Source organism: Nakamurella flava (genome assembly GCF_005298075.1).
Taxonomy (GTDB): Bacteria; Actinomycetota; Actinomycetes; order Mycobacteriales; family Nakamurellaceae; genus Nakamurella; species Nakamurella flava.
Genome location: NZ_SZZH01000009.1, coordinates 15,398 through 32,648 on the forward strand (window position 1 = coordinate 15,398; position 17,251 = coordinate 32,648).

A 17,251-nucleotide genomic window follows, 5' to 3' on the forward strand; every position below is an offset into this window, starting at 1 on the left:
GACCAGCGGATACCGCCCGGCGTTCGACGAATTCGACGACGACCCGGGGGTGCGGTGCATTTCGCGTCACCCGGGTCGGTAAAGAATTCGTAAAACGACACGGCGGGGCCGAACGGCAATGATCACCCCCGGGTGCAGTGCCGAGGACAGGACGTCCGGGCCCGTCCGGAGTTGCGTCGGCCCTCAGCGCCGCACGAACTCCAGGTCGAAGATCTCCCGGCCCTCGGCCAGGCCACGCCGCTCGAAGCGGGTGACCGGCCGGAACTCCGGCCGGGGCGCCCAACCGGGGTGCGGGTTGCGGAGCTTGCGGGCCGCGGTCCCCGACGCCAGCATCTGCTCCGCGTACGGCTCCCAGTCCGTGGCCATCCGCAGCACGCCACCCCGCCGCAGCCGGTCGGCGACCAGATCGGTGAAGGCCGGGGTGACCAGCCGGCGCTTGAGGTGGCGGGTCTTGGGCCACGGGTCGGGGAAGAACAACCAGACCTCGGCCAGGCTGCCGGACGGGATGAGCGTCTCGAGGACGTGTACGCCGTCCCCGCGCATCACCCGCACGTTGTCGACCGACGTCTTGCTCAGGTGGTGCAGCGTCTGCGCCACCCCCGGCTTGTAGACCTCCACAGCCAGCACGTTCAGCTCGGGACGGGCCGCGGCCATCACCGGGGTGGACTCGCCCATCCCGGAACCGATCTCCAGCGCCACCGGCGCCGTCCGACCGAAGAGCGCCGCGGCGTCCAGGGGTGGCGTAGTGGTGGCCGCCTCCGTGTACCAGCGGTCGGCGTGGGTGTCGAAGGCCCGTCGCTGCACCGAGTTCAACCGGCCGCCGCGGGGATGGAAGCTGACCACCCGCCGGAAGTCCGTGGGACGGCCGTCCGCGGTGCCGTCGATCGCCGCGTCGTCCCCGATGCCGTCCGCCGGGGCGCCGGGCTCGGTCCCGGGCACGGAGGACACCTGGCGGTGGGGGAGGGACGCCCGGTCACCGGGCAGGCCGAAGGTGGTCACGCGCGACTGCATGAGCGCAACCCTAAGCCGCGCGCCCCCGGCGTCCGCGCCGCTGGACGAGCTCGACGGGCGACATCAGTCCCCCGGGTCGGGGCCGTCCGGGGATCCGTCGTGCTCGCCCCGTTGTTCCTGGGTCTTCATCTCCGACTCGAACACATGACCCCGCGTGCCGAGCAGACGGTCGGCGACGGCGGCGTTCACGTCCCGGAAGACCCGGTGGTACTGCTCGTCGTACGCCTCGACGATCTGGAACGTCCACATGTCCCGGACGACGTCCCGGCCGACCAGCACCTCGTCGACCTCGTCGGCCAGTGCGGTGTGCCCGGCCGCGCGCAGCGACGACAACGCGTCCTGCAGGGCCAGGTCCGCCTCGCCGGACATCCGGTGGAAGGCGTAGAGCATGCCGCGGGCGTTCTCGATCACCTCGAACGCAGCCGACAGCTTCCCGACGGCCTCGACCGTGGCGTCGTCCACGCCGTCGGGACGGGGGTGCACGACGGCCCGCTCCGGGTGGCGGGCCGAGCCGAACCGGGCCAGCAGTTCGCCCGGCTGTACCGCGTCCTTCCGTGGCTCAGGCGTCACGGCGGTTCACCACCAGCGCGGCGACGACCCACAGCACGACGGCGGTGGCGGCGAACACCAGCAGGCCCTGCAGCGGGGACGGCCCCGAGGGATCGAACGAGAAGCCGCGCACACTCTCGGTCGGCGAGACGAAGGCCGACGCGGAGCGGAACGGCAGCCAGGGCCCGACCTTCTCGCCGACGGTGGGGATGAGACCGAAGAGGCTCTCGACGATGAGCGGCCACAGGAGCAGCAGGGCGACCGCCCCCGCGGTCTGCCGCAGCAGCGTCCCCACGGCGACCGCGATCACCCCGGCGATCGCGAAGAGGGCGGCGTGCCCGGCGACCTCGCGCCAGTCGGCGGCACTGGACAGGACCAGTGGCGCGGGTGGTTCCTTGGCCAGCGCCTTGGTGAGGAAGAACGCGGCCAACGCGGCCAGCAGCCCCACCACGGCGCCCAGCACGACGACGAGTGCCGTCTTGGCCACCAGCACGGCCGTCCGGTTGGGCGCGGCCAGGAAGGTGCTGCGGATGGTCCCGAAGCGGTACTCGGTGGTGACCGTCAGCGCCGCGAGGACCATGAAGACGTACATGCCGAGGTTGACCCCCTGCAGGGCCAGCGCCGGGATCGCCGCGCTGCCGTTGTCGACCAGCGCGATGAGGAGGGCGAACAACAGCGCCACCGCGGCGATGGCCACCAGGCACCAGTAGGGCGAGCGGGTCGAGAAGAGCTTGATGCGCTCGACGTTGACGAGGGTCATCGGGTCGTCCCTCCCGGGGTGACGCCGGCCGGGCCGCCGGCCAGCGGTGCGATCGGGCCGCCGGGGACGGACCGCGACCGGCCGTACTCGACGGCATCGCCGGTGAGTTGGATGAAGGCCTCCTCGAGCGATCCGGACTGCTGGGACAGCTCGTGGAGCGGCACCCCGGCCGCTGCGGCGATGTCACCGACCCGCTCGATCGGAGTGTCGGTGACCACCAGGGCGCCGTCGGCCGGGGTCACGGCGACCCCGGCCTGCTGCAGGGCCCCGGCCAGCTCGTCGAGCCGGGGCGAACGCACCCGCACGGTCGACCGGGTGGACCGGGCGATGAAGTCGGCGGTCGAGGCCTCGGCGATCATCCGACCCCGGCCGATGACGATCAGGTGGTCGGCGGTCAGGGCCATCTCGGACAGCAGATGCGAGCTGACCAGCACGGTGCGGCCCTCGGCGGCCAGGCTCTTCATGAAGTTGCGGACCCAGAAGATGCCCTCCGGGTCGAGGCCGTTGACCGGCTCGTCGAACAGCAGCACCTTCGGGTCGCCCAGCAGGGCCCCGGCCAGGCCGAGACGCTGCTTCATGCCCAGCGAGAACTTGCCCGCGGCCCGACGGGCGACGGCGGTCAACCCGACCGTCTCCAGCACCTCGTCGACCCGGCGAGCGGGAATCCGGTTGGACGCGGCCAGGTACCGCAGGTGCGCACGGGCCGACCGGTTCGGGTGGATCCAGTTGGCGTCCAGCAGCGCTCCCACCTGGGTCAGCGGCCGGTCCAGCTGACGGTAGGGCCGGCCGTTGATGAGCGCCTCGCCCCGGGTCGGGTTGTCCAACCCCAGCAGCATCCGCATCGTGGTCGACTTGCCGGCGCCGTTCGGGCCGAGGAACCCGGTCACCCCACCCGGCCGGACGGTGAACGACAGGTCCTCGACGGCCATTGTCCGTCCGAACGTCTTGGTCAGACCTCGTGCCTCGATCACGGTGCTCCTCCCCAGGCCGATGTCCGTGTGTGTCCGATTCCGGCCTGCCGCCAGCATGGCATCACCGACCAACCGACAGTGGCGGAGGGTGGCCACCCCCTCGGTCCGCCGACGTTGCGGACGGGTGGGCTCGTGCTCGGCGGCCCACTGTCGGGGGGTGCTCGTACCCTGGCCCCCGTGACGGCGAGCGCACCGCCGGGCGTCGACCCGGCCTTCCTGGACCTACCGCTGCGGACGTGGTCCGACGCGGCGTTGGACACGGCCCGGCGGGCCGGCGCGTCCTTCGCGGATTTCCGCTGCGAACGGCTGACCACCCAGTCGATCAACGTCCGGGACCGGTCCCTGGAGTCGGCCACCGACGCGGTGACCACCGGGTACGCGGTACGGGTACTGGTCGACGGCACCTGGGGGTTCGCCGCCGGCATCGTGCCGACGACCTCGGCGGTGGCCGCGGTCGCCGAGCAGGCGGTCGCGGTGGCCCGGGCGCTGAGCGGCGTGGTGGCCGAGCGGGTGGAGCGGGCCGACGAGCCCGTCCACGCCGACCGGACCTGGGTGAGCGACTACCTCATCGACCCGTTCGCGGTGCCGTCCGCGGACAAGATCGCGGTGCTGCTGGACCACAGCGAACGGCTGCTGGCCTCCGACGGGGTCGCCCACACCACGGTCGGTCTGCTCCAGGTCAAGGAGAACAAGTTCTACGCCGACACCGCGGGCACCGTCACCACCCAGCAGCGGGTGCGGGTGGAGCCGACCATGCAGGCCGTCGCGGTGGACTCCGACACCGGCGCCTTCGAGACCATGTCCACCCTGGCCCCGCCGGTGGGTCGGGGCTGGGAGTACCTCGTCGGGACGGCCGACCAGGGCGCCTGGGACTTCGCCGCCGAGATCCCGGTCATCGCGCAGACGCTGGCCGAGAAGACCAAGTCGCCGTCGGTGCAGGCCGGGCGCTACGACCTGGTCATCAACCCGACCAACCTGTGGCTGACCATCCACGAATCCATCGGCCACGCCACCGAGTACGACCGCGCCATCGGCTACGAGGCCGCCTACGCCGGTACCTCGTTCGCCACCCCGGATCAGCTCGGATCGCTGGTGTACGGCTCGGAGCTGATGAACGTCACCGGTGACCGCACCGTCCCGCACGGGCTGGCCACTGTCGGGTTCGACGACGACGGGGTGGCCGGCCAGTCCTGGGACCTCATCCGGGACGGCATCCTGGTCGGCTACCAGCTCGACCGGGTGTTCGCCCGCCGGCTCGGCCTGGACCGGTCGAACGGGTGCGCGCACGCCGATTCGCCCGGCCACATCCCCATCCAGCGGATGGCCAACGTCAGCCTGCAGCCCGACCCGGCCGGCGGATCGGTGGACGACCTCATCTCCGGAGTGGAGGACGGCATCTACGTGGTCGGCGACAAGTCGTGGTCGATCGATATGCAGCGGTACAACTTCCAGTTCACCGGCCAGCGGTTCTACCGGATCCGGGGCGGGCGGCTCGACGGCCAGGTCAAGGACGTCGCCTACCAGGCGACGACCACCGATTTCTGGCGGTCGATGGAGGCCGTCGGCGGCCCGTCGACCTACCGGCTCGGCGGGGCGTTCAACTGTGGCAAGGGGCAACCGGGCCAGGTCGCGGCCGTCTCGCACGGCTGTCCGGCGGCGTTGTTCCGCGGGGTGTCCGTGCTGAACGCGGTACAGGAAGGTGGCCAGTGAGCGCCGAGTCCGGGCTGTTGACACCGGAGCAGATCGTCGAGTCCGCGCTGGCCGCCTCCCGGGCGGACGGGTGCGTCGTGGTGGTGACCGTCGGGTCCGAGGCGAACGTGCGGTGGGCCAACAACACCGTCACCACCAACGGGGTGTCGGCGGCGCTGTCCTGGTATGTCGTCTCGGTCGTCGGCGCGGCCACCGGGGTGGTGGCGGCGTCGGCCGCCGCGGCCGGGTCGGCGCGGGACGTCGCCGCCGTCGTGCGGGAGTCGCACGAGGCCGCCCGGGCGGCCGCCGCGGCCGGGCCCGCCCGGGACGCCCGTCCCCTGGTGGAGCCCGATGCGTCGATGCCGGATGGCGGGGTGCAGGATCTCGCCGAACCGCCCGCACAGACCTCGTTCGGCGTCTACTCCGGCCTGCTGGAGGACCTCGGTGCCGCCTTCGGCCAGGCCCGGGCGACGGACCGCATCCTTTACGGCTTCGCCCGTCACGAGGTGGACACCGTCTATCTCGGGTCGTCAACCGGCCTGCGGCGGCGCTGGGTGCAGCCCACCGGGTCGCTCGAGCTGAACGCGAAGTCCGCCGACCTCACCCGCTCGTCGTGGGCGGGGGTGTCCACGGCCGACTTCACCGACGTCGACCTGACGGCGATGGACGCGACGCTGACCCGCCGTCTGGACTGGGCCCGGCGGCGCGTCGACCTGCCTCCGGGCCGGTACGACACCGTGCTGCCGCCGACCGCCGTGGCCGACTTCATGGTCTACCTGGCGTGGAGTGCGGGTGGCCGGCCTGCCCACGAGGGCCGGTCGGTGTTCTCGAAGTCCGGCGGCGGTACCCGCATCGGGGAACGCCTGACCGACCGGGCCCTGACGGTGTTCGGGGACCCCGGTTACCCGGGCCTGGCCGCCCAGCCGTTCGTCACCGCGGCCGGATCGTCCGACGAGGTGTCCGTCTTCGACAACGGCGCGCCCGTCGGCCGGGTCGATCTGGTCCGGGACGGGGTGATCAGTGGTCTGCTGCACACCCGGGCGTCGGCGGCGGAGTACGCCGAACCTTTCGCCCCGCCGGTCGACAACGTGGTGGTGACCGGCGGCGACCCTGGCCGCTCCATCGACGACATCGTCGCGGGGGTGGATCGCGGACTGCTGGTGACGTCGCAGTGGTACCTCCGCGAGGTCGACCCGATGACGCTGCTGTTGACCGGTCTGACCCGGGACGGCGTCTTCCTCGTCGAACGCGGCGAGGTGGTCGGCGCGGTCACCAACTTCCGGTTCAACATGTCCCCGCTGGACGTGCTCCGTCAGGCCGTCGACGTCGGGGCGACGGTGCCGACGCTGTCGCGGGAGTGGAGCGACTGGTTCACCCGGTCGGCGATGCCCCCGATCCTCGTGCAGGGCTTCAACATGTCGTCGGTGTCTCAGGCCCAGTGACCCGGGCGCGGTCCGGCCGCCCGGTCAGCCGCCGTGTTCCGCGGCGGCGCGCTGGGAAGCGGCCGCCTCCGGGCTGAGGTCGGCCAGGGTGAGCTGCTGACGGGGTGGTTCGATCACCGCGATCCGGGTCCGTACCTGCAGGTCGTCGCCGCGGCCCCGGGCGTGCACCAGCTCACCGGGGTGCAGCAGACGCCACCCGGGCTCGGAGTCCATCCGTTCGCTGGCCACGACGACCGGGGCGGCGGTCTGCGGACGGTGGTGCTCGGCCTGGACGCTGATCCGTCGGCTGCGCACGTGCAGCGGGTGACCGGCGTCCGACGACGGGCGCAGCAGGTACAGGTCGTGGGTGTCCGGATAGCGCAGCGCCCACAGCTCGTCCGGGGTGGCCAGCACGATGTTGAGGGCGAAGACGGGCAGGGTGTCGGCGACCCAGCGGACGGCGTCGGTGATCGCCGCCCCGACGTCGCCTCCGTTGTCCCGGGCGTAGGCGGTGATGAGCGCGAAGAGGCGCTCGCTGTCGGTCTGCCCCTGCACCAGGTCGCGGACCCCCCGCCGGTCCAGTTCCTCGTCGAGCCGGGGGAGGTCGCCGAGCGTTCCGTTGTGGGCGAAGATCCGGCCGTCCATGACGAACGGGTGCGTGTTCGGCCGGGACAACCCGCCGGCGCTGGCGTACCGGACGTGGGCGACGAAGGTGCGGCTGCGGTCCGTCCGGGCCTGGTGGGCGAACTCGGCGTCCGTCCAGGCCGCGATGGGCTGCTTGTCGACCACCGGCCGGCCCGCCCCGTCGAAGCTGCCGATGCCGGCCCCCTGCGGATTGCGGCGACTCTGCTCGCGCAGGCTGTCCGGGGCGTCGAGCAACCAGAACGTCGCCGTCACCCGGTGCCCGTGGTGCAGACCGAACAAGCGACACATGCCGGGCCCCCCTCGTCGCGGCCGCTGTCGAGGCCGTCGACGAATGCTAGGACCCTTCGTCGTCCCGGCCGGGACCGCCGCACGTCGCGCGAATAGATGACCACGTCACTTCGCGCAGGTAAACAGCGGCGTCACGCCATTCCCGGAAATAGTGAAGCGAATCGCAGGGGCTCACCCGTGACGCTCATCGCACTCGCCCCACCCTCTTGTTCGATGCGTTTGCGCAGATAGCGGCACTGTCGACCACCGTCAATCAAGGCCGAACAAGATCCCACAATTCTTTTCACCACCATCGTGTGGCGCTGCCGACTTTCACGATTCTGTGGCCCGAGACACGCCGAATTCGCCCTGCCGGTTCGATGAACATCCGCTTATGGTCGCTCAATCATTCGGCGCACTCGGGGGCGTGCCGACGGCGCTCCGGTCCGCCGGCCGCACCGACTGCCGATCGTCCACCGCTCCGATCCGATTCGACCTGGAGTTGATGTCAGTGACCGCGACCATCGAACCGACCGCCACTGTGGGTACCCGGGCTCTGGGAGCCGCGGGTGCGTCCTCTCCGGTGTCCACCGGTGTCCGCGTCCTCGGCGCTCCCGACGGCACCGCCCCCGAGTTGTTGTCGTGGGTACTGGAAACGGCGGAGCTGACCCGCCCGGACGCCGTGGTGTTCATCGACGGGTCGGACGACGAGTGGACGCGGCTGACCGACAAGCTGGTCGAGGCCGGCACCTTCACCCGGCTCGCCAACAAGCCGAACTCGTTCTACGCCGCGTCGGATCCCACCGACGTCGCGCGCGTCGAGGACCGGACCTACATCTGCTCGGTCGAGAAGAAGGACGCCGGGGCGACGAACAACTGGATGGACCCGGTGGCCATGAAGGCCATCATGACGAGCCTCTACGACGGCTGCATGGTCGGTCGGACCATGTACGTGATCCCGTTCTGCATGGGCCCGTACGACGCCGAGAACCCCAAGCTCGGGGTCGAGATCACCGATTCCGAGTACGTCGTCGCCTCGATGCGGGTGATGACCCGGTCAGGTCGCCAGGCGCTGGATCTGATCAACACCGGCCTGCCGTGGGTCAAGGCCCTGCATTCCATCGGTGCCCCGCTGGCGCCCGGCCAGTCCGACGTGGCCTGGCCGTGCAACGACACCAAGTACATCGTCCAGTTCCCCGAGGAGCGGGCGATCTGGTCGTTCGGTTCCGGGTACGGCGGCAACGCCCTGCTGGGCAAGAAGTGCTTCTCCCTGCGCATCGCCTCGGTGATGGCCCGCGACGAGGGCTGGCTGGCCGAGCACATGCTGATCCTCAAGCTCACCGCGCCCACCGGGAAGGTCCACTACATCGCCGCCGCGTTCCCCAGCGCCTGCGGCAAGACCAACCTGGCGATGCTCGAACCGACCATCCCGGGGTGGAAGGTCGAGACCCTGGGTGACGACATCGCCTGGATGACCTTCGGCGAGGACGGCCGGCTCTACGCGGTCAACCCGGAGTACGGCCTGTTCGGCGTGGCCCCCGGCACCGGGTGGAAGACCAACCCGAACGCCATGCGGACCATCGAGCAGGGCAATTCCGTCTTCACCAACGTCGCCCTCACCGACGACGGGGACGTCTGGTGGGAGGGTCTGTCGGACGAGCCGCCGGCCCACCTGACCGACTGGAAGGGCCGCGACTGGACGCCGTCCGGTCTGGACGCGGACGGCAACGAGCTGGAGTCCGCGGGCGAGCCGTCCAGTCACCCGAACTCGCGGTTCTGCACCCCGATCACCCAGTGCCCGATCATCGCCGACGAGTACTTCGACACCACCGGGGTACCGATCTCGGCCATCCTGTTCGGCGGTCGCCGTAAGACGACCATCCCGTTGGTCACCGAGTCCCGCGACTGGCAGCACGGTGTCTTCATGGGGGCGACGCTCTCGTCGGAGACGACCGCCGCGGCGACGGGTGCGGTCGGTGTCGTCCGCCGCGATCCGATGGCGATGCTGCCGTTCATCGGCTACAACGCCGGTGACTACTTCTCGCACTGGATCGACATGGGCAAGGGTGCGGACGCGAGCAAGCTGCCGAGCATCTTCTACGTCAACTGGTTCCGTCGGGACGCCGATGGTGGCTTCCTGTGGCCGGGATTCGGTGAGAACTCGCGGGTCCTGAAGTGGGTCGTCGCCCGCCTCGAGGGCGAGGCCGGTGCCGTCGAGACGCCGATCGGCTACGTCCCGGACGCCGACGGGCTGGATGTCGACGGTCTCGACGTGACGCCCGAGCAGATGGCGGCGGCCGTGGCCGTCGATGCGGACGAATGGCGCGCCGAGCTGCCGCTGATCGAGGAGTGGTTCGACACCATCGGCGACAGCGTCCCGTCGTCGCTGCGGGACGAACTCGACGCCCTCCGGCTCCGCCTGGGCTGAGCCCTGGGGCGGCCCCCGATCACCCGACAGACCCGGTCGTCTTGGACGACCGGGTCTGTCGCCGTTCGGGTGGTCGTCACCCTGGTCGACGGTCAGCCCGCCACCCAATGTTCTGTACGTCGTCTGTTACTCCACCATTGGATGCATCGGCGGCAGAAGTTGTCGCTACGACGACTACCCGGCGCAATCGAGCGCCTACCAGGGGGAACCTGGCTCGACCCCCTGAAAGAGTCGGTCCGGACATGCTTTCCTAGTCACAGGGTCGGGGGACTGAGCAGGAGTCTGTCGACGCGTCAAGGCGTCGACGAGGCGGCGACAGGGGGCCATCAGTGAGCGAGCAACCGACCCGGGGGACCGGGACGGCGCAGGACGCCCAGCCTTATCGAACGATCCCCGCCTGGTTGTCGCGCCGCCGGGCGATCGGCCGGTTCCCCAGCGAGAACGTCGAGATCGTCTCCGACACCATGACCCCCCTGACCGGGGTCGGTGCCCTGCTCTTCGTCGTGGTGGCCCTCTCCCAGGGCTTCTTCGACGACACGCCCGGATCGTCCTGGTCCACCGGGATGGCCGTGGTGACGGCCGCCGCGCTGGGCGTCCTGTGGGTCCTCCTGCGGGGGCCCCGGGGTCCGGCCCTGCGTCGCCACCCGGTGCGCCTCGCCGTCACCGCCGTGGCCCTGGTGGGGCTCAACCCCCTCGTCTACATCCTCGGGACGCAGATCACCTACCCGGCCATCGGGATGCTGATGGTCATCGTGGGGATCGGCGCCCTGCTCTACGACCGGTTCTGGGCGATCGTCGCGATCGTGGCGGTCGACGTGGCCTGGATCCTCTGCGCGGTCGTCTTCGGCCTCCCCGTGGAACCGGCCATTTTCGCCGCCCAACTGGTCAAGGCCAACGCCCTCGCCATCGTGCTCATGGTCGCGCGGGCGCGCACGTTCGGACGGCTGGAAGCCGCTCGTCGGGAGGTGCACCGGCTGGCCACCACGGACGAACTGACCGGGGTCGCCAATCAGCGGGGCCTGCTCGAGGCCGGGCGGGTGATGCTCGAACGCGCCACCCCGGGCGAGCGGCTCACCGTGGTCTTCGTCGACGTCGACGGCCTGAAGGTCGTCAACGATGCGCACGGCCACGCCGCCGGTGATCAGCTGATCCGATCGGTGGCCGACGTGCTGCGGCGCACCTTCCGGCCCCAGGACACGGTCGCCCGGCTGGGCGGTGACGAGTTCGCGATCATCGTCGGAGCCTCGTCCGAGGAACTGGCCCAGGACCTGGTGGCGCGGGTCCAGGAACGTCTGGAGCAGGCGCAGGTCTCGGCCAGCCTGGGCACCGCCACCTCGGTGGCCGGCGAGACCGATGTCGACCTGGATGCCCTGCTGGAAGAGGCGGACACCGCGATGTACACGGCCAAGCTGGCCCGCAAGAGCCGCACCCGGTTGCGTTCCGCGCCGCCCCCCGGCGGCAGCTGGCCCCCGGCGATGACGGGAACCGACCGGCCGTGGCCCACCGCCGGGCTCGGCGGCTGAGCGCGGTTCCTCGACGGTCCGGTACCCGGGAGGGGGCCGACGACGGCGTACTCCCGGCCCGGCCGGCCCGCTCAGTCCTCGGTGGCCGCGTGCTTCGGTGAACGACGGAAGAGCTTGATCGTCAGCAGCAGGCCGATGGCCCCGCAGACGATCGGCACGGCCTTCTGCAGCGACGGGATGGCCTGGCCGCCGAGCAGGGCGCGGGCGTCCCCGGGGACCTCCCGGCGCACCCGCGGGCGACCGGCGGCCAGGGCCGGCGCGGTGCGGGCGACGGCGGCCTGCTCGCTGGCGACCACCGCGGCGGCGACCTCGTCGGGATCGGTGACGTCGACCAGCGTGGCCCCGCCCGCGTCGCGGCCGGAGAGCTTGGTCGAGACGCAGTCCGCGAACCGGCTGACCAGGAAGTTGCCCGCCTCGACCATCACCGGACGACCGAACGCCGCGCGCCGGCCGGTCAGGGACAGGGTGGTGACGAGGTCGACCGCGGTGCGGTTCGGGGCGACGGCCGACGCGGTCGCGGTCACCAGCATGGCGGCCGTCTCGGACTCGCCGGCGTTGCCGGTGGCCTCGATGCGGGCCCGGTGCAGCTCGTGGTCCTTCTCGACGAACCGGGCCGTGCCCTTGTAGGTCATCCGCAGGCCGGCGATCTTCAGCTTCACCGAGCCGCTGAACTCGTCACCGTCGATGGCATCGAGGTGGGCGCCCGGGAAGCAGGTCCCGATCTGCTGGATGTCGATCAGCGCGGCCCAGGCCTTCTCGATCCCGACCGGCACCTCGAAGCGGTGCTCCAGTTCCACGTCCGACCTCCGGGGTCCGAGGGCGAGCCTGTACGGGCTCGGGGGTGTCGGCGACACAGCCTCGCCGCGGGACTGCCGCATCGTAAGCCGCCGACCATCCGGTCGGCCCGTCGGGGCCGGCGTACCCCGCCGGGAGGGTGACGACGCTCGGTCGTCCGAACGTCGGACGTGGCCTGGGACACAGTCGGTCCGTCGCGTGCCACTATCGAGGTCAACGCGCCGGATCCCCGGTCGCGCGACGTACCTCGACCAGACCACGCGACTCCCGATGTCGCTGGTCGCGCGACCGGTTCGACCGGGGCGCGGCCTCCGACTCGGCGGGGTGCGCCGATCTGCCTCGACCGGACCGCGCGGCCCTGGACCCGGCTGGACGACGGGAATGGGGCCATGCCACAGCGACGCGAGACAGCGCAGGACCCCGCTCTCCGGATGGCCGCCGACGCGGCTGCGGAGGCGGCGGCGCGCGGGGCCGCGGGAGTGCGGGAACCCACGGCGTCGGAGGTGATCGCCGGTCTGCGGGCGACCACCATGGACGCGGCGGTGGTGCAGTTGCTCTCGCCCGAGGGGGTGCTGACCCCGCATCCGGACTACCCGCTGGAGATCACCGGCGAGATGCTGCGCGGCCTGTACCGCGACATGGTGCTGGTCCGCCGGTGCGACCGGGAGGGCAACGCCCTGCAGCGGCAGGGGCAGCTGGGGCTCTGGGCGCCGCTGCTGGGGCAGGAGGCGGCCCAGGTGGGCGCGGGCCGGGCCCTCGGCGAGAACGACATGGCCTTCCCGTCGTACCGGGAGCACGGCGTCGCCTGGTGCCGGGGCATCGACCCGTCGGCGCTGCTCGGCATCTTCCGGGGGACCGACCACTGCGGCTGGGACCCCAAGGCGACCCGGTTCAACGGCTACACCATCGTCATCGGCAACCAGGTGCTCAACGCGACCGGCTACGCCATGGGCCAGCGGATGGACGGTGCCGACGAGGCGACCATCGTCTTCTTCGGAGACGGGGCGACGAGCCAGGGCGACGTGCACGAGGGCATGGTCTTCGCGGCCGCGTACGACTCGCCCGTCGTCTTCTATTGCCAGAACAACCAGTGGGCCATCTCCCAGCCGGTGGACCGGCAGTCCCGGGTCCCGCTGTGGGAGCGGGCCACCGGCTACGGATTCCCCGGTGTCCGGGTGGACGGCAACGACGTGCTGGCCTGTCTGGCCGTGACGTCGTGGGCCCTGGCCGAGTGCCGGTCCGGGAACGGTCCGGTCCTCATCGAGGCGTTCACCTACCGGATGGACGCGCACACCACCTCCGACGACCCGACCCGCTACCGGATGGCCGACGAGGCCGAACACTGGAAGCTGCTGGACCCGCTGGAACGGGTACGCGTTCACCTGTCCCGCAGTGGACAGGCCGACGCCGCGTTCTTCGAGCAGGTGGCCGCCGAGGCCGACGAGCTGGCCGCCTCGTTCCGGGCCGCCTGCCGGGCCATGCCGGACCCGCCGCCGGAGCGCGTGTTCAGCCACGTCTACTCCGAGCCGCACGCGCAGCTGGACCGACAGCGGGCCGAGTACCTCGAGTATCTGGCCGGTTTCGCCGACACCGCCGGTGCGGACGGCCGGGAGACGGCGGACAGCGGGACGGGAGGTCGCCGATGAGCGCGCCGACGAGCGAGCGGGTGGCCCTGGCCCGCGCCCTGAACATGGGTTTGCGGACCGCGATGGAGGACGACGCCAAGGTCATCGTGATGGGGGAGGACGTCGGTCGGCTCGGCGGCGTCTTCCGGGTGACCGACGGTCTGCAGAAGGACTTCGGGGAGCACCGCGTGCTCGACACGCCGCTGGCGGAGTCCGGCATCATCGGCGCCGCCGTCGGCCTCGCCATGCGGGGGTACCGCCCGATCGCCGAGATCCAGTTCGACGGGTTCATCTTCCCGGCGTTCGACCAGATCGTCTCCCAGGTCGCCAAGATGACCTACCGGACGCAGGGCGCCTTCCCGATGCCGATGGTCATCCGCGTCCCCTACGGCGGGGGGATCGGCGCGGTCGAGCACCACAGCGAGGCCCCCGAGTCGTTCTTCTGTCACATCGCCGGCCTGCGCGTGGTGACCTGCTCGAACAGCCAGGACGCCTTCGACCTGTTGCGGGCGGCCATCTTCTGTGACGACCCGGTGGTCTTCTTCGAGCCGAAACGGCGTTACTGGGAGAAGGGCGTGCTGGACACCGCCACCCGCAACCAGCCCCGGCAGACCCCGCCCGCCGGTTTCTCGAGTGTCACGCGGCGGGCCGGTACCGACGTCACGGTGGTCTCCTACGGTCCGAGCATGGCGCCGGTGCTGGCCGCGGCCGACGTGGCCGCCGGGGAGGGCCGTTCGCTGGAGGTGATCGATCTCCGGACGCTGTCCCCGCTGGACCTGGACCCGGTCGTGGAGTCCGTGCGGCGCACCGGGCGGCTGGTGGTCGTGTCCGAGGCGCCGCGGGAGTCGTCGATCACCGCGGACATCGCGGCCCGGGTGACCGAGGAGGCGTTCTACTCGTTGGCCGCACCGGTCATCCGGGTGGCCGGGTTCGACACCCCGTACCCGCCGAGCCGGCTCGAACACCACTACCTGCCCGACCTCGACCGGGTCCTGGACGCGGTCGACCGCGCCCTGGCCTACTAGGCCCGGTTCCCGGCACCCGGGCCGATTGGTCGACCCACCTGTCCGTACCGGCGTACCCCACGATGACGAAGGAACCCACGATGCGTACCGCAGCCGCCACCCGTCCGATCGACCCGTCGGTGGTGGCGGCGTGACCGGCCGGCCGGCGACCGGTGAGCGGCTGCACGAGTTCGCGCTGCCGGACGTGGGGGAGGGACTGACCGACGCGGAGATCCTGCACTGGCAGGTCGCCGAGGGCGACCGGGTGACGGTCAACCAGATCCTGGTGGAGATCGAGACGGCGAAGGCGTCGGTCGAGTTGCCGAGCCCCTTCGCCGGGCGGGTGCACGCCGTGCTGGCCGCGCCGGGGCAGTCGGTGGACGTCGGGACGCCGATCGTCGTCATCGACACGGACCCGGACGCCGGGCCGCTCCCGGCGGCCGGGGTCCGGGAAGGCGCCGACGGAACGGCCGTCGGGGCCGACAACGGCACCGACGGGGCGGCTGAGCCGGCGGGCGCCAAGATCGGCGAGGTCACCGCCGACGGCCGGATCGCGACCCTGGTCGGTTACGTCTCCGCGGGCGGCCCGACCGCCCGCCGGGCTCGTCGGACGCTCCCCGCGGCCGGTGAACCGGCTCCGTCGGCGGACCAGGGCGGCCCGGCCGCCGCGCGCCCGGCGCCGTTGGCCACGCCGCCGGTGCGTCGGCTGGCCAAGGACCTCGGGGTGGACCTGCGCACGGTCGTGCCGTCCGGGAGTGACGGGGTGATCAGTCGGGGCGATGTCGAGTCGGCGGTGGCCGGGGCGACGCTCACAGTGGCCCGGCCGGGCGCGACCGGAGACCGCGAGCGGCGGGTGCCCATCCGCGGCATCCGCCGGGCCACGGCCGAGGCGATGGTGGCCAGTGCCTTCACCGCGCCCCACGTCACGGAGTTCCTGACGGTGGACGTGACCCGGCTGATGGAACTGCGGGACCGGTTGCGCCGGCGTCCGGAGTTCGCGGCGGTCAAGGTGACCCCGCTGGCCCTGGTCGCCCGGGCGGTCTGCCTGGCCATTCGCCGGACCCCGGCGATGAACTCCACCTGGGACAGCAGCGGCGAGGGTCATGGCGACATCGTCATCAAGGACTACGTCCACCTCGGGATCGCGGCGGCCACTCCGCGCGGGCTGATCGTGCCGGTCATCCGGGACGCCGACACGTTGGACGTCGCCGGGTTGGCCGGCGCCATCATCGATCTGGCGGACACGGCCCGGGCCGGTCAGACGTCACCGGCCGCGCTGGCCGGGGGCACGTTCACGATCACCAACGTGGGGGTGTTCGGGGTCGACGCGGGCACGCCGATCATCTATCCCGGCCAGGCCGGCATCCTGGCCGTCGGCGCCATCAAGGACGCGCCCTGGGTGGTCGACGGTCAGCTCGCCGTCCGCAAGGTGTGCACGCTGGCGGTGTCGTTCGATCATCGGGTGGTGGACGGTCAGGAGGGATCGCAGTTCCTGGCCGACGTGGGCGCGCTGCTGACCGATCCCGGTCTCGCGCTCACTTTCTGACGTCGGCAGCCCGGGACCGGCGAACCGGAGGATCGTCGGCGATAGGACGTCTGAGCCGAGGAAACGCCGGTCTGTGAGGCACTTCACCGATGGTCGTTGGAACATCGGACGGCAGGTCGGCGTCTGTACTGGTGACCCCACAGCAGCACCCGCAGAACGCATCGGCAACGTCCGGTCGCGGGGTCCGACCGGGTCAGGAGTTCGTCACCATGTCCCGCATCCTCACCTCGCTCAAGCAGCGCCAGGAGACCGCCCGCACCCGTCGCGCCGTGCAGCGGGCGATCGATTCGGCGGCCACGCCGTCCGTCCGGCACGACCTGCTGGTGATGGCCCAGCGTCGCAACCTGCCGCTCGGCTGATCCCCGCAACCGCTTGGCTCATGATCTCCGGCGATCGGTTCCAATTCGGTCGCAACGCACGGAATCGCTGTCCACGAGTGTTTCGCACTGGTAGCGTTTGCCACGACCCCGAGCGGCTGCTGGACCCCCGACCTGGCAGGTGCTCGGGGTCGCCTTGTCTCGGCCGAAGACCCGTGCGCGCGGTGCGATCCCCCCGCCGGCCGGTCCCGATCGATGGTCCGGCCTGGTTAGGCTCCCCGGGTGTCCGACTCCCCGCTGTCCATCCAGATGCTGCACGACAAGATCCTCATCAAGCCGGCCGGCGCCGGAGAACGCACCACCCGGGCGGGAATCCTCATCCCGGCCACGGCCGAGGTGGCCAAGCGGCTGGTCTGGGGCGAGGTCGTCGGGGTCGGCCAGCACGTCCGTTCGGTGAAGTCCGGGGACCGTGTCCTGTACTCACCGGACGACCAGTACGAGGTCGAGGTCGGCGGGGATCCCTATCTGGTGATGCGCGAACGCGACCTGCAGGCGGTGGCCAATGACCGGTCGGGTGGCGGAACCGGTCTCTATCTGTGACCGTCGCGTGTCCCGCGGGCTAAATGTCGGCGAGCGTTCCCTCCGGGAGGGGACTTTCGGTCGGTGACCGCGGACTGCTGCGCGACGATGATGGCTCGCA

At 71.4% G+C, this 17,251-nt stretch carries 15 protein-coding genes; 9 read left to right on the top strand and 6 right to left on the bottom strand.

Annotation, left to right across the window (positions count from 1 at the left end):
* Positions 1-183: 183 nt before the first annotated feature.
* The 4 genes from trmB to FDO65_RS21760 form a co-directional block, all read right to left on the bottom strand.
* The gene (trmB, locus tag FDO65_RS21745; protein ID WP_205850246.1) at positions 184-1,011 is read right to left on the bottom strand and encodes a tRNA (guanosine(46)-N7)-methyltransferase TrmB; all 828 of its coding nucleotides are present in this window, start codon (positions 1,009-1,011) and stop codon (positions 184-186) included.
* A 63-nt stretch (positions 1,012-1,074) separates the two neighbouring features.
* Entirely contained in the window at positions 1,075-1,581 is a 507-nt protein-coding gene (locus FDO65_RS21750; RefSeq protein ID WP_240757819.1) for a hypothetical protein, read from the bottom strand.
* Positions 1,571-2,320, bottom strand: a complete 750-nt coding sequence (locus tag FDO65_RS21755; protein ID WP_137451863.1) for a hypothetical protein — start codon at positions 2,318-2,320, stop codon at positions 1,571-1,573. Before FDO65_RS21755 ends, FDO65_RS21750 begins: the two co-directional genes overlap by 11 nt.
* Complete coding sequence (locus FDO65_RS21760) at positions 2,317-3,291, bottom strand: ABC transporter ATP-binding protein (protein ID WP_137451864.1); 975 nt, start codon at positions 3,289-3,291, stop codon at positions 2,317-2,319. The genes FDO65_RS21755 and FDO65_RS21760 overlap by 4 nt, the downstream gene beginning before the upstream one ends.
* 177 nt (positions 3,292-3,468) lie before the next feature.
* Here FDO65_RS21760 and FDO65_RS21765 point away from each other — a divergent pair, with 177 nt between their 5' ends.
* Both FDO65_RS21765 and FDO65_RS21770 read left to right on the top strand, forming a co-directional pair.
* Positions 3,469-5,001: a TldD/PmbA family protein gene (locus FDO65_RS21765; protein WP_137451865.1), complete on the top strand. Its 1,533-nt coding sequence runs from the start codon at positions 3,469-3,471 to the stop codon at positions 4,999-5,001.
* A complete protein-coding gene (locus FDO65_RS21770) occupies positions 4,998-6,422 on the top strand; it encodes a metallopeptidase TldD-related protein (protein WP_240757821.1) in 1,425 nt (474 codons plus the stop codon). Before FDO65_RS21765 ends, FDO65_RS21770 begins: the two co-directional genes overlap by 4 nt.
* 24 nt (positions 6,423-6,446) lie before the next feature.
* Here FDO65_RS21770 and FDO65_RS21775 read toward each other — a convergent pair whose 3' ends face one another.
* The gene (locus FDO65_RS21775) at positions 6,447-7,334 is read right to left on the bottom strand and encodes a class II glutamine amidotransferase (protein ID WP_137451866.1); all 888 of its coding nucleotides are present in this window, start codon (positions 7,332-7,334) and stop codon (positions 6,447-6,449) included.
* A 484-nt stretch (positions 7,335-7,818) separates the two neighbouring features.
* Between FDO65_RS21775 and FDO65_RS21780 the strand changes: the two genes are divergently transcribed.
* The gene (locus tag FDO65_RS21780; RefSeq protein ID WP_137451867.1) at positions 7,819-9,741 is read left to right on the top strand and encodes a phosphoenolpyruvate carboxykinase (GTP); all 1,923 of its coding nucleotides are present in this window, start codon (positions 7,819-7,821) and stop codon (positions 9,739-9,741) included.
* Positions 9,742-10,070: 329 nt separating this feature from the next.
* Positions 10,071-11,264: a GGDEF domain-containing protein gene (locus FDO65_RS21785; RefSeq protein ID WP_137451868.1), complete on the top strand. Its 1,194-nt coding sequence runs from the start codon at positions 10,071-10,073 to the stop codon at positions 11,262-11,264.
* Between the two features lie 71 nt (positions 11,265-11,335).
* Here the strand turns inward: FDO65_RS21785 and FDO65_RS21790 are convergent, their stop codons facing one another.
* On the bottom strand, positions 11,336-12,061 hold the full coding sequence (locus FDO65_RS21790) for an SRPBCC family protein (protein ID WP_166442341.1): 726 nt from the start codon (positions 12,059-12,061) through the stop codon (positions 11,336-11,338).
* 429 nt (positions 12,062-12,490) lie between these two features.
* On the opposite strand from FDO65_RS21790, the gene pdhA reads away from it, so the two are divergent.
* From pdhA to FDO65_RS21810, 5 genes are all read left to right on the top strand, one after another.
* Complete coding sequence (gene pdhA, locus FDO65_RS21795) at positions 12,491-13,705, top strand: pyruvate dehydrogenase (acetyl-transferring) E1 component subunit alpha (protein WP_137451870.1); 1,215 nt, start codon at positions 12,491-12,493, stop codon at positions 13,703-13,705.
* On the top strand, positions 13,702-14,709 hold the full coding sequence (locus FDO65_RS21800) for an alpha-ketoacid dehydrogenase subunit beta (RefSeq protein ID WP_137451871.1): 1,008 nt from the start codon (positions 13,702-13,704) through the stop codon (positions 14,707-14,709). The genes pdhA and FDO65_RS21800 overlap by 4 nt, the downstream gene beginning before the upstream one ends.
* Before the next feature lie 130 nt (positions 14,710-14,839).
* A complete protein-coding gene (locus FDO65_RS21805; protein WP_205850247.1) occupies positions 14,840-16,234 on the top strand; it encodes a dihydrolipoamide acetyltransferase family protein in 1,395 nt (464 codons plus the stop codon).
* 209 nt (positions 16,235-16,443) lie between these two features.
* Positions 16,444-16,593, top strand: coding sequence for a hypothetical protein (locus FDO65_RS22370; RefSeq protein WP_166442342.1), 150 nt, complete (start codon positions 16,444-16,446; stop codon positions 16,591-16,593).
* Positions 16,594-16,833: 240 nt separating this feature from the next.
* Entirely contained in the window at positions 16,834-17,151 is a 318-nt protein-coding gene (locus FDO65_RS21810; protein WP_137451872.1) for a GroES family chaperonin, read from the top strand.
* The last annotated feature ends 100 nt before the right edge of the window (positions 17,152-17,251 follow it).

Excerpts from the sequence above, each read along its gene's own strand:
- trmB (WP_205850246.1), bottom strand. The coding sequence starts at position 1,011 with ATGCAGTCGCGCGTGACCACCTTCGGCCTGCCCGGTGACCGGGCGTCC.
- FDO65_RS21755 (WP_137451863.1), bottom strand. The coding sequence starts at position 2,320 with ATGACCCTCGTCAACGTCGAGCGCATCAAGCTCTTCTCGACCCGCTCG.
- FDO65_RS21775 (WP_137451866.1), bottom strand. The coding sequence starts at position 7,334 with ATGTGTCGCTTGTTCGGTCTGCACCACGGGCACCGGGTGACGGCGACG.
- FDO65_RS21780 (WP_137451867.1), top strand. The coding sequence starts at position 7,819 with ATGTCAGTGACCGCGACCATCGAACCGACCGCCACTGTGGGTACCCGG.
- pdhA (WP_137451870.1), top strand. The coding sequence starts at position 12,491 with ATGGCCGCCGACGCGGCTGCGGAGGCGGCGGCGCGCGGGGCCGCGGGA.
- FDO65_RS21800 (WP_137451871.1), top strand. The coding sequence starts at position 13,702 with ATGAGCGCGCCGACGAGCGAGCGGGTGGCCCTGGCCCGCGCCCTGAAC.
- FDO65_RS22370 (WP_166442342.1), top strand. The coding sequence starts at position 16,444 with ATGTCCCGCATCCTCACCTCGCTCAAGCAGCGCCAGGAGACCGCCCGC.